The following is a 12,705-nucleotide window of genomic DNA, read 5'->3' as shown; positions in this document are numbered from 1 at the left end:
TATTAATAATGATATATTATTTATAGAAATCTTTATTGAATTTTATAAAGCCAGCTTTCTAATCGATCCTTCTCAAGAATTTCTTGCTGACGAGCTTCAATAACTCTATATGATGCATCAGAATCCGCACTGACTAAAAACATATTTCCTTTGGGGATGATTTCAGCGTTTGTGAACCCTAAATCTTTTAATTTATTAACGTAGTTTTCAGCATTTTCCTGCTTTTTAAAACTACCTACAATAATATAGAAATCCTTACTTTTTGATATCTCTGGTTGTACTGGTGTTTCTATTTGTTCTACAGGTTCTTCCTTAACTACTTTAGCTGAATCAATTACTACAGGCTCTTGTTTTATTGGTTTTTCAACTTTTATAGGTGTTGTTTTTACCTTTACCTTTTTTGAATTATTGAAAAATACAAAGTATACAGCGATACATAAAATTACAAGTAAAGCTATTACAACAAATGTAATGATGTCTTTACGTTTCTTCTCTTTTATGGTTTTTTGAGCATATTTATTTACTACTTTTTCTTTTGGAGTAGCAGGTTTAACTTTTGGTTGCTCTTTTGGAATTGGAGGTGTAGTTACACTTACAGGAACTTTTTCCTCTTTTATTAGCTTTTCCTCCTCTTTATCAATTGTAAATACAGGCTCCTTTTCTTCAACTTTTTCCACAGAAGTATCTTCTTTGATTTTTTCTTCTTCAGGAGCATCAGTAATTTCAGAGTCGTCGTCTATATCCAGTAATACAGTTTCCTTTTTGACTTCAACGGTATCTTCGTTAACAAATTCTGAAGGTTCTTTTTTTGTTAACTCTTCGCTATTAAGCTCTTCAGCAAAATCACTAGCCTGCTGAAATCTTAAAATGCCATTTTCATCTTTTTTGAATACCCCCAGTTTATCAATGGAGTAAATACCCTTCTCATCTAATTCTTTTTTTAAGTTGTCCACATAGTTAAATACCTGGTCTGTCGCAACAATGGTGTCTATTCCCTTTTGCTCAGCAATATAGTTAACTAATAGTCCATCGTTAAAACTTAAAAAGTTATTAAAGAGGATACTTAACCCATTTTCTTTGGATATAATGAAAGCTCCAAAGTTGGGAATAATTACTCTGTTATTTTCTTTAATGAGTTCTGATATATATTTTTCCATTGTTTTTGAGTTCTGTTTTAGGTTAATAAAATGGAAAAAGGCGTACTAAAGATAATGAGTTTTTAATGATTTGAAATAATATTGTTTAAAAGTTTGATAATAAGATAGTGAAGATAAGGGGTTATTGATCCTTTTTTATAATAAAATAGGATCCAATTATTGCAGGGATTACCTGGTTTGTAATCCATAACATACTTACAGCTAGTATAATAGAAGTTTCGTTAGGAAAATTAATAGAGAATAGGAATAATGCAACAGAATTTCTTACTCCTAAGTCAGCCAATAAAAAGGATGGGATAACTGTAATGCACATAAAATATATTGGTACAATAATTAATGTACTTATGGTAAATTGGGAATCTGAACAAATGTATAGTAATAAGATGAGTTGCGTACAATAAGTAAAATATCTGGTCAAGCTTAACACAAATAGATTAATATACTTTTTAGGTTTGATATATCTTAATTCTCCAAAGGATTTTGTTACACTATTTAAAATTCTATATTGTGAAATATAAGTACTTATCCTAACCCTGAATACAAATAATAAATAGAATATTGTAACGGATACTACTAATAAAACTATGGTGTATTTTAATAATATAGCATATTGGAAATTGTTGTTATTAACTGCGAAATAAGTGAATATAGATCCGGTGAGAAATATAACTATATTTTGAAGGAAGCCTCCAAAATAATTTAAGGCAGTACCCTTACTCCATAACTTTCTGGGAAGTGGGATAATTCTTCCATAGGGTTCTCCAATTTTGGCAGGAGTAAAAATACCAGAAGAAAAGCCAGCAAAAACCATACGGATACAATCAGGCAATTTTACATTTATGATTCCGGAAAGAAGTATCTTCCATTTTACTGATTCCGTGAGAATATTTAAAAACGCCAGAATTATAAATATCAATATATAGAAACCTTTTGTTGCGTTGATATTTACTAAAGATAGATTGATATTAATATTTGACAGTCTGTATACAATATATGCATACGAAGATACCAGAATTAATATCCCTATAATTTTTTGCTTAATTTTTAAATAGCGCATCAGGCCATTTTACGATTAATAATAGGTAGAAAAATTAAAGAAATAATGCCTGTAATAACGATCATTGCATTTAAAGCACTCCAAACTACCAATGCAAATGCTGCTCCTTCGTTTTGAGATACACCATACATTTGTAATGTAGCAATAACCATAAAATGCCAGGGGCCCATTCCGCCCTGTACAGGTGCAACCATACCTAAACTTCCTAATACAAAAGCAGCAAAACCAGCCAATGGCGAAAGTTGAGATGTAAATTCAAAACCAAAAAAACAAACGTATATCATTAAAAAGTACATGCACCATATGAACAGCGTATGGAAAATAAATAACGTTTTATTTTTAAGGTTTCTGACCGCAAAGAAACCTTCAGCAAATTTGCTCCATAATCCTTTAAGTTTCATGTAAGGGGATGTTCTGGCAAAACGTTTTTTGAATATTCTGAATAAAAGTATTAATGAAGCGATAAATGCATACGTCCAAACAGAAGTAAAAATATTTGAAAACTTTGTTAAATCAGTATTCTTAACTAAGAAATCACTCACAATATTAAACTGAATAGCTAATACTAAGAGTAAGCACAAAAACAACATAATTACATCTATAAGTCTTTCTACTACAACTGTTCCAATGAGCCTGGTAACAGAAATCTTTTCATATCGACTTAAAACACCACATCTTGAAATTTCACCCATTCTAGGAATTAATAAGTTGGCAAAGTAACCTACCATTACAGCAAAAAATGTGTTCGATAATCTGGTTTTTTTTTCAATGGGTTCAATTAACATTTGCCATCTTAGGGTTCTGCTAAAGTGGCTTGCAAGTCCTGCAACCATTGATAAAAGAATCCACCAATAATTTACGCCGGTTTTTAGAGTTTCTTGTATTTGATGCATGTCGTAATTACGATACACATACCACATCAAAAATCCACCAATGGAAAGATAGATTAGAAACTTTATGACATTAATAATATTTTTTTTCAATGGACTGCCTTTGATTTGTATTCGCCTAAAAATTTAATCTAAGAATTTTTAGTAATAATATTTTACCTTTGCCGCAGGATTAGCGAGTGCAATTTTATAAAAGATTATTTGTTTGTGCAAAAACACGACAATGATATGTTAAAAATAATTAAAATATATTTTAATATATCAGTTTAAAATATTGATTGTCGGCTACTGCTAAAATTATGCCAATGAAAAACGTAAAAGCAAAAAAACACCTGGGCCAACACTTTCTAACAGATGAAAAAATAGCTCAAAATATTGTGGATAGTCTTACAGACTTAAAAACAAAGGTACTTGAAATAGGACCAGGAATGGGAGTACTAACAAAATATCTTGTTGAAAAAGAAGGTTTAGATGTTGAGCTTGTTGAGTTGGATACAGAATCTGTAGATTATCTTAATGAACATTTTCCTATGTTGAAAGGGAAGATTATCTCAGGAGATTTTTTAAAGATGGATCTGAATACTATCAGTGATAGTAGTTTTAATATCATTGGCAATTTTCCATATAATATCTCAAGTCAGATATTTTTTAAAGTATTGGATTATAAAGAAAAAATTCCACAGGTTGTGGGGATGCTTCAAAAAGAAGTTGCAGAAAGATTAGCTTCACCTCCGGGAAGTAAAGTATACGGAATTTTGAGTGTGTTTTTGCAAGCATATTATACTGTTGAATATTTATTTACAGTTCCTGAACATGTTTTTAATCCACCGCCTAAAGTAAAATCTGGTGTTATTAGGCTAATTCGTAATGATGTAGAAAAGTTAGATTGCGATGAGAAGTTGTTTTTTCGTGTTGTAAAAGCTGGTTTTAATCAAAGAAGAAAAACACTAAGTAATTCTCTTAAAGCAATTCCTTTTAATCGAGATACATTAAGTGAATGTTCATTATTCTCTAAACGTCCGGAACAACTTTCTGTGAGTGAATTTGTTGAACTGACGAAGTTTATTGAAAGTAATTTGTAGCATTTAGAAAAAATATAAGAATACCATATTCTTAAAAAAATATTAGCAATTATGGCAGAATTCAAACTAACGCGTGAATTTGTTGACCACATAAAGCAAAAAATTGAAATTAAGGATGAAATCCGGATACTTGAAGATATTCAGGATCTGCATCCTGCTGATATTGCTGATTTATACCGGGAACTTGATCTTGAAGAAGCCAAGTATTTGTACTTGATTGCTGATGATGAGACTGCGGCTGATGTTATTACGGAATTAGATGAGGATGAGCGAAGACGTTTGTTAAGTGCCTTACCTAGTGAAGTGATTGCGAAACGATACATTGATAAAATGGAATCGGATGATGCGGCTGATGTTCTTGGTGAAATGGAAGAAGATCGTCAGCAAGAGGTACTTTCTCACATGGAGGATGTGAAATCGGCGGGTGATATTGCTGATTTGCTTAATTATGACGAAGATACTGCGGGTGGTTTAATGGGTAAAGAGCTCATTAAGGTAAAAGAATCCTGGAATGTAACCATTTGTTTACGCAGTATGCGTCGTCAGGGAGAGGAACTTGATGAGGTTTATTATGTATATGTTGTTGATAATGATGGAATATTAAAAGGTACCTTATCTCTAAAAAGATTACTTCTTAGTCCCACAACACGTACAGTTAAAGATATTTACAATGAGAATGTGATCGCTGTTAATGCTAATGTACCTGCAGAAGAGGTTAGTGCTATTATGGAAAGATATGACCTTGTAGCATTGCCGGTTGTAGATAGTATTGGCAGACTACTTGGACGAATTACAATTGATGATGTTGTAGATGTTATTCGTGAAGAGGCAGAAAAGGATTATCAGTTAGCTTCCGGTATTACCGATGATGTTGAATCTTCAGATAATGTATGGAGTCATACCAAAGCACGTATGCCATGGCTTTTTATTGGTTTGATGGGAGGTATTTTATCATCAATGGTAGTAAGTCAGTATGAAGGATTGATTGGGTTAAATCCACAAATTTCATTTTTTATGGGTTTAATTGCTGCGATGGGTGGAAATACTGGGATGCAATCTTCTGCGATTATCGTACAATCTTTGGCTTCAGGAAATAGTGGATTGGATTCAACCTCAGGAAAGTTATTAAAGGAATTGGCAGTAGGCGTTGTGAACGCAGCTGTTTTATCATCGGTTATATTTGGGTATAATCTCATAAAAGGCTCTGATCAGGCATTAACATATACAGTTTCTATAGCAATGTTCTCCGTAATATTAATTGCTTCATTATTTGGAACGTTTATTCCATTGGCCTTAAAGCGAATAAATATCGATCCTGCAGTAGCTACAGGTCCCTTTGTAACTACCTTGAATGATATATTGGGGATGTTGATTTATTTTACAATAGGAACATTCTGCTATTCTATTTTCTTGTAGGGGGTTAATGTAGAAATAGTATTTAGCGAGGTAAGAATATCTGAATAAGTGGTTGCAATTAAAATGATGCGTTCCATGTGGAACGCACATCAGTGTTTGTGTTAATTGCCGAGGTAGCTAATATCAAAAAATGCACCATAAATGGTTTGAATGTTTTGATTTTCATCATATCGGATATGCCCCTTCATTTGAAGCGTTCTTACCTGATTTTTTGAATCAACCAGCTTTATTTGAATTATTTGAGATGTATCACCACTTAACCACTTTTCAAAATGATTAATAAATACAGGAACATCTATTCCAATTATTAATGACTTAATATTAGATAGGTAGCAGGTTTCGGTACAACTTAAACCCAACAATTGCTTCATATTTAATGAAAGCTGAATAGAATCATCCGGGATTCTATAAATAAAGAAGTCTACAGAACTACCTGTTTCTTTTGATTCATTAATCATGTTAAAATCAAAGGATCCTTGCATAAGAAACGTTTTTTACTTTTAATACGCAAAAAGTTACTTAAATGTTATGTATTTTATATTGCTTTTGAGTATAAATTTTGATTAATAGAATTCGTATCTAATAAAAAGGCTACTTCACCGTTACCTAACACACTTGCTGCAGAAATTTCTTCATGGCTTTTAACCAATTCACCCATTGGTTTTAAAACCGCCTGATGCTGGCCAAGAATTTCATCAGCAAATATGGCAAACTTGTTATTGTTTTTCTTAATCATAATCATTTTTGCCATTTTATTTTGGTCCCCATTTATATCAAATAAATTTCTTAACGAGACAAAAGGAATGAGTTCTTCTTCGAAGTCAACTGTGGCATGTTTTAGCCTTTTTTCAACGTTTTCATAATGCATTTGAGCACAAATTTCAACATCTGATAAAGGTAATAAGAATTTCATTTTACCAGAACGAACCAAAAGGGTATCTAAAATTGCAATAGATTGCTGAAGTTTAATTGTAAATGTAGTTCCTTTACCTATTATACTTGTTATTTCAAGTTCACCGCGCATTTCGGCTATTTTTTGTTTAACTACATCCATTCCAACACCTCTTCCTGAGATAGCTGTAACTTCTGAAGCAGTAGAAAAACCCGGTTCACATATTAATTTATAAATGTCTTTATCGGATAAATTATCACCTTTATTAATCAGGCCTTTTGAAATTGCCTTTTTAATAATTGATTCGCGATTTAAACCTTTTCCATCATCAGATATTTCAATAAAAATATTGTTTCCTGAATTGTATGCTTTTAGTTTAATTGTTCCTTTGGCATCTTTTCCTGCTGCAATTCTGTCTTCAGGTAGTTCTATTCCATGATCTAATGCATTCCTTAGCATATGTACCAATGGCTCAGCAACTAGGTCTATAGAGCTCTTATCAAGTTCTGTTTCCATGCCTTCAGTAGCAAATTCAATTTCTTTTCCAAGGCTATTAGAAATATCTCTAACCAACCTGTTAAATTTAGGAACCATATCTCTAATTGGGATTAATCGTATCTCCAATGCATTGTTTCTGAATTGCTTAGAAAGACGGTCGAGTTTTTCTATTTGTGGCCTGATTGATTCAAATCCCTTTTCTTTGCTGGATAAATTTAGTTGTGAGGAGGTGGTTATGAATTCGCTAACCAGATACATTAAATAATCTAATTTTTCAGAATCAACAGATATGCGGTTCATATTTTGCCTGATTGAGGCAATCATTGATTCTGTATTATTTAGTTTTGTTTCTGTTTTAACTTTGGGTTTATTATTACTATCTGACTTTTCATTATTTGTTGTGGATAAATGTGTTTCTTCTTCCAGAAGTAGTTCTTTTTGTATTTTGGCCATCTCCTCTGTATTAAACACATCAAAGTCTGCTACTTTTCGAATAATACAATATTCAAATACAAACATTAAGGCATCCTCAATGTCCAACTGAGTAAAATTACCAACCACAAAAATGCTCCAACGTTCTTCATCCTCACCATCAACAGGGAGCGCATTTATCGATTTAATTTCACCAATTTCGGCAAGGTCTTTTATCGTGTAAAATACATTTATTCGTCTGTCTATAATACTTTGGTGGGTATGAAAAATTACATTGTAAGTAACCAGACTATCTTCACGAACTAATTTTTTTAGCTGAACTTTTTTTGTCCTGTTTTTATTGTTTATGATTATTTGATTACACCAATTATGTAGTTCAGTTTGTTTTTGTTGGTTTTCTTTTTTCTCAAAATGCTCATCTTTAATAAGGGCAAACAGTTGATCCACTATAATTAAGGTTTGATCTAAAATTTCCTGAGTAAGTTCAATAGAGTCATTTCTGATAAGATCGTAAATGTTTTCTGCATTATGAGTTAATTCACTCATTGCTGTATAACCATACATTCCACTTACACCTTTAATGGTGTGCATTACTCTGAAAACCTCCTGAATTAAATCCATGTTTTTAGGATTTTCTTCAAGTTGAAGAATAATACTTTCCATAGAGTTTAGCAAAGTTGTAGCTTCTTCTATAAAAAGAGTTTTAAATTTTGATATATCATTTACGCTCATACCTGGATTCTTTAAGCTTTATTGTTGTATTAACAGAGAGATGCTTCGTTAAACATCTCTCTGAAAGGAAAACTAAGTAATAGTGTTTGTGGAAAAAATAGTTATATAATCATTACATTGCTTCGTAACCTGTAAGGTCAGATTCAAAGTTTTCAAAGCTAATATTAGGGATAACACTGCTTTGGTCTTTGCTTGATCCATTACCATTATGGTTACCATTTGTTGGTACCATTGATTTGTTGAATGTTGTTGTCTTTTTTCTCCAAGAATTATGGTTTGAGTTATCTATGTTGAAGAACCTTGTAATGTTTTCAAGGTCTGCAGCCTGAGCTGCCATTTCTTCTGAACTACTTGCCATTTCTTCTGATGATGATGCATTTTGTTGTGTGACCTGGCTTAATTGTTGAATGGCCATGTTTACTTGATTGACACCGGATTCCTGTTCTCTGCTAGCAGAGGCAATTTCTTCAACCAATCTCGAAGTTTCTTGAATATCTGGAACAATTGATTTTAGCATCTGATTAGATTCTTCAGTCATTTTAAGTCCTGTTTCTGCAAGAGCAACAATTTCACTTGCTGCAATCTGACTTCTTTCAGCTAGTTTTCTAACTTCAGCAGCTACAACAGCAAAACCTCGTCCCTGGTCACCAGCTCTTGCCGCTTCTACAGCAGCATTTATGGCTAATAGGTCGGTTTTTTCTGCTATCTCAACTACCACATTAATTTTTGCAAAAATATCTCTAACAGCACGCATGCTATCTTCTGAAGCTACAGCTACCTGTTCAGCAGAGTTTGAAGACTTTCCTGAAATATCCATGGTTTTGATTGCATTTTCAGTGTTTTGCTGAATATTGGCAGCCATTTCTTCCATTGATGAAGAAACTTCCTCCGCCGCTGCCGCTTGTTCGCTAACACCTGATGAAATCTGTTGTGCTCCTGAACTAAGTTGTTGACTGGCTCCTGCTATATTATCAGCACCACTCTTAATATCACCAATAATATCTTTTAATCTGTTGACCATTTGCTTCAGAGATAAAGCCAGATTACCAATCTCATCTTTTTGGTTTACTTCAAGATTGGTTGTTAAATCTCCTTTTGCAACCTGGTTGGCAAAATTTACCGATTTGTTGATTGGAGTTAAAAGGCTTCTGGTAATAAATACAGATAAACCTATAGCTAAAAGTGCTGCAATGATGATGAAGGTGATAACACCAGCTCGAGTTTTTTGCGCTTCTTCAATCATAACTTCGTCTGTTAAGATATGATCTCCAGATGTTTTGATGATTTCGTCAAAAAGATTACCTACATCATGTAAGTGAACCATTGTTTCTCCCTGAAAAATTTGGTTGGCTTTTGCCATGCCTTGATATTCATTTTCAACCCATTGAGTTAGTGCTCCCAATTTAGTTTGAATAGCCTGGGCTTTGATACTAAGGTTATTTGAAAAATACCGTTTAGCTGCAGCTCTGCTATCATTTTGCAGGTAGTTTTCTATATCATGAACACTAAGATGTAATTCGTCGTGAGCTTTTTCAATTTCAGAAAAATAGGAATTTGTCTCAGGGTGATCAGCTTTTAGTTTGAGTACTTCATCAGATTTTAACCATTTCCCAAAGTTGCATAAGGATGGATCTTTAATAACATTTATCGAGTTTTTAGATGAAATATATACCGCATCTTTTACTTCACTTAACCATTTACTGTGATCGTATTCTGCTTGTTTAAGTTTTACTGCTATCTTATAATCAATCTGAGTAAAGACATCGTTTATTTTAATAGCTGACTGATGTAGTTTTTCATGTGGATCAGCAATTTTTTCGAATAGAGGTTTTAGAGCTGGAGCTAGATTTTCAGCTTCTTTTCTTCCCTCTCCATAATACCATTTACCAAATGCACATTTATGGTGATCGGTTTGTACATTTAGTTCAGTTACTTTTTCATCTGTTAATAATCTGTTTACATCATTAACCCATAGTAAATGATCCACATATTTGGTTTCGAGTTCTGCTCTTAATTTGTTTCCATCAATAACTTCTTCTGCATCAGTTAATATTTCGCTAATACCTAAAAGTCCCCATGTAGCAGTTAGTATCATAACTATAATTATGGCACCAAAAGCAATTCCAAACTTTTTACTAAGTTTTAAATCATTCCATTTCATAATATATTGTTTTAGGAGGGTTGTGTTTCTGTTTCTATATTTTCTTTGACTTCAGAGGATAATTTTTTTAATTCAATGATTTCCTGAGTAGCCATTACATCTTCCAGATTAAGTAACATAATGAATTTGCCGTTTCTGTGAATAACCCCTTGTATGTAGTCCGAATTATAACTTTGGCTCACATCCGGTACAGGTTTAATCTCTTCATCTACTATTTCGATTACATCAACCACTTTATCAGATTGAGCACCTATAATTTGTTCTTGATTATTGATGTTTAAACTCAAGACTATAACAACAAATTTTTCTCCTTCATTATAATCTTCTAAATCAAACTTTAAGCGAGTATTAACAACAGGAATCACATTTCCTCTAAAATTAACAACACCAGATATTGATTCAGGTGCTTTGGGAAGGTTAGTTATGCTGTGTTCTTCTCCAGTTTCAATAATCTCTAAAACTTTGTGAACACTTACTGCAAACAATTCATCATGAAGACGAAATAGTAAGTATGATTCTTTTGATTTAGTATCCATAATTCGATATTTGATAATTCATTGTGAATGAAATCAAAAGTACATGTTGTATATTTTTCTACACAGATGTATAAGGACCGTTTATTTATATATAAAGATGGGTTGCATATGATACAAAATTACTGTAATTTCAAAAGTGCATTTTATTAGTACAATAACTCTATGCTGTATGGAATGTCTGAAGTATAAGATAAATATCAATAATTATGGGGTTTTTAAAATGATAAGTAAAAATGAGTAGTTGAATAAAGGGTTGGTTTTTAGTACTACTTTAGGGTTGGTGTCTTTGGAAAAAGCTCCTTTTTAAAGTTTAGAACTTTAGAGATAGAAACAAATGTTTATTTTGCTCGTAAGGTTGCTATCTTTACTAATATTGTTACAATACGCTGATATTTTTATATGCTAGATACAACCAAAGACATAATTCTAATAATTGAGAAGGATCCAGATAATACCAAACTATTCTCGTTTATTTTTAAGAATCAGGACTTTCATGTGTTATACGCCCAAAAAATCACTGATGCTCAAAAATTGATAGATCGATTTGAGATAAAATTGATTATTTCAGATTTGATTAATATTGGTGGGGATATAATTGACTTTTTTGAATATGTAGAAAGTTTATATCCTCATGTAAAAAGAATGTTGCTTACAGATTATATAGATAATCAAAAGTTGTCTGATGCAATTAACAGAGGACGTATTTTTAATTATCTGCAAAAACCAATTGATCCTAAAAAGCTCATTGTTGTTATTAAAAATGGTCTTGAACAATATAATTTAGCTAAGAGTAATGAAGATTTACTGGTAAATTTAAAATCAAAAAACATAGAGTTAAAAGAGTTACTCATTGAGCTAAAAAATGAGGAAGAGAAATTTAGAAATATATTTAATTCTAGTCCAGATGCAAGTTTTATTATTAGAAATGATGGAAGTGTATTGCTATCAAACTTAAGTGCTAAACAAATCTGTCGTACATATCATTCAACATGTCGTTCGCTTAGCATATTCGATTTAATTCGTTCTGATAATCCGGTTGGACTAAAAAATTATTTGGCAGGAATCAATAAAAATACTTCATCAACCACTGAGGTTTATATAGAATTTCCAGATAAAAAAAAGACAAATTACTATGAATTAAAAGGGTATGTATTAAATTACAAGGGCGAAGATTGTATTAGGATAACATTAAGGGATATTTCAGTTAAAAAGGAAATGGAAAAAAAAGTTATTCAAACCATTATTCAAACTGAAGAAAAAGAAAGGAAACGGTTTGCCCAGGAGTTACATGATGGTATTGGTCCTTTACTAAGTACAACAAAACTGTATTTGCAATGGTTTAATAAGCCAGAATCCAAGATGGATAAGGGAATAATTATATCTAAGATGGAAGAAACCTTAGAAGAAACAGTGGCAAGTATCAGAGAAATATCAAATAACCTTAGTCCGAACACCCTGAATAGTTTTGGATTAGGTGCGGCACTAAAAACATTTATTAATAGGATTAGGAATGTGTCTGACATTGATTTTATTTATATAAATAAACTAAATAAGAGATTAAATGAACAAGTGGAAATAACCATTTATAGGTTAGTTTGTGAATTGATTAATAACTCAATCAAACATTCAGAAGCTCAGAGTGTTAACATTAAAATTGAAGAGAATGATGAAATTGATATTTCATATAGTGACGATGGAAAGGGCTTTAATGTGGCAGAAAAGATAAATGAGAATAAAGGTGCTGGTTTGATTAATTTAAGTACCCGAATACAGTCACTTGGAGGGTTATATAAAATCGATTCTCATCCTGGAAAAGGAACAAAGGTTCATATTAAATTAAGTGCAAATTAAA

The 12,705-nt window shown here is 32.0% G+C and carries 10 protein-coding genes; 3 read left to right on the top strand and 7 right to left on the bottom strand.

The annotated features are described in order from the left end of the window. Nucleotides 1–32 precede the first annotated feature (32 nt). The 3 genes from OM075_RS01275 to OM075_RS01265 all read right to left on the bottom strand — a co-directional run bounded on the left by OM075_RS01275 (nt 33) and on the right by OM075_RS01265 (nt 3,197). A complete protein-coding gene (locus tag OM075_RS01275) occupies nt 33–1,157 on the bottom strand; it encodes an SPOR domain-containing protein (protein ID WP_301188644.1) in 1,125 nt (374 codons plus the stop codon). Between the two features lie 121 nt (nt 1,158–1,278). After that, the gene (locus tag OM075_RS01270) at nt 1,279–2,214 is read right to left on the bottom strand and encodes a lysylphosphatidylglycerol synthase domain-containing protein (RefSeq protein WP_301188643.1); all 936 of its coding nucleotides are present in this window, start codon (nt 2,212–2,214) and stop codon (nt 1,279–1,281) included. Next, nucleotides 2,214–3,197 carry a lysylphosphatidylglycerol synthase transmembrane domain-containing protein gene (locus tag OM075_RS01265; protein WP_301188642.1) on the bottom strand — a complete coding sequence of 328 codons (984 nt, stop codon included), beginning with the start codon at nt 3,195–3,197 and terminating at the stop codon, nt 2,214–2,216. The genes OM075_RS01270 and OM075_RS01265 overlap by 1 nt, the downstream gene beginning before the upstream one ends. Before the next feature lie 212 nt (nt 3,198–3,409). Here OM075_RS01265 and rsmA point away from each other — a divergent pair, with 212 nt between their 5' ends. Beyond that, a complete protein-coding gene (rsmA, locus tag OM075_RS01260) occupies nt 3,410–4,186 on the top strand; it encodes a 16S rRNA (adenine(1518)-N(6)/adenine(1519)-N(6))-dimethyltransferase RsmA (protein WP_301188641.1) in 777 nt (258 codons plus the stop codon). Nucleotides 4,187–4,237: 51 nt separating this feature from the next. Continuing rightward, on the top strand, nt 4,238–5,602 hold the full coding sequence (gene mgtE, locus OM075_RS01255; RefSeq protein ID WP_301188640.1) for a magnesium transporter: 1,365 nt from the start codon (nt 4,238–4,240) through the stop codon (nt 5,600–5,602). A gap of 101 nt (nt 5,603–5,703) precedes the next feature. Here the strand turns inward: mgtE and OM075_RS01250 are convergent, their stop codons facing one another. The 4 genes from OM075_RS01250 to OM075_RS01235 form a co-directional block, all read right to left on the bottom strand. Then, nucleotides 5,704–6,084, bottom strand: a complete 381-nt coding sequence (locus OM075_RS01250; RefSeq protein WP_301188639.1) for a hypothetical protein — start codon at nt 6,082–6,084, stop codon at nt 5,704–5,706. Between the two features lie 53 nt (nt 6,085–6,137). Continuing rightward, nucleotides 6,138–8,156, bottom strand: coding sequence for a chemotaxis protein CheA (locus tag OM075_RS01245; RefSeq protein WP_301188638.1), 2,019 nt, complete (start codon nt 8,154–8,156; stop codon nt 6,138–6,140). A 112-nt stretch (nt 8,157–8,268) separates the two neighbouring features. Then, on the bottom strand, nt 8,269–10,317 hold the full coding sequence (locus tag OM075_RS01240) for a methyl-accepting chemotaxis protein (RefSeq protein ID WP_301188637.1): 2,049 nt from the start codon (nt 10,315–10,317) through the stop codon (nt 8,269–8,271). 11 nt (nt 10,318–10,328) lie between these two features. Then, nucleotides 10,329–10,853 carry a chemotaxis protein CheW gene (locus OM075_RS01235; RefSeq protein WP_301188636.1) on the bottom strand — a complete coding sequence of 175 codons (525 nt, stop codon included), beginning with the start codon at nt 10,851–10,853 and terminating at the stop codon, nt 10,329–10,331. 399 nt (nt 10,854–11,252) lie between these two features. Between OM075_RS01235 and OM075_RS01230 the strand changes: the two genes are divergently transcribed. Beyond that, nucleotides 11,253–12,704: an ATP-binding protein gene (locus OM075_RS01230; RefSeq protein WP_301188635.1), complete on the top strand. Its 1,452-nt coding sequence runs from the start codon at nt 11,253–11,255 to the stop codon at nt 12,702–12,704. Nucleotide 12,705 lies beyond the last annotated feature (1 nt).

Origin of the sequence: Plebeiibacterium sediminum, from assembly GCF_026013605.1 — a bacterium.
Classification (GTDB): domain Bacteria; phylum Bacteroidota; class Bacteroidia; order Bacteroidales; family Marinilabiliaceae; genus Saccharicrinis; species Saccharicrinis sediminus.
The sequence above is the reverse complement of the archived record's forward strand: the minus strand, read 5'-3'. Positions and strand labels throughout refer to the sequence as shown.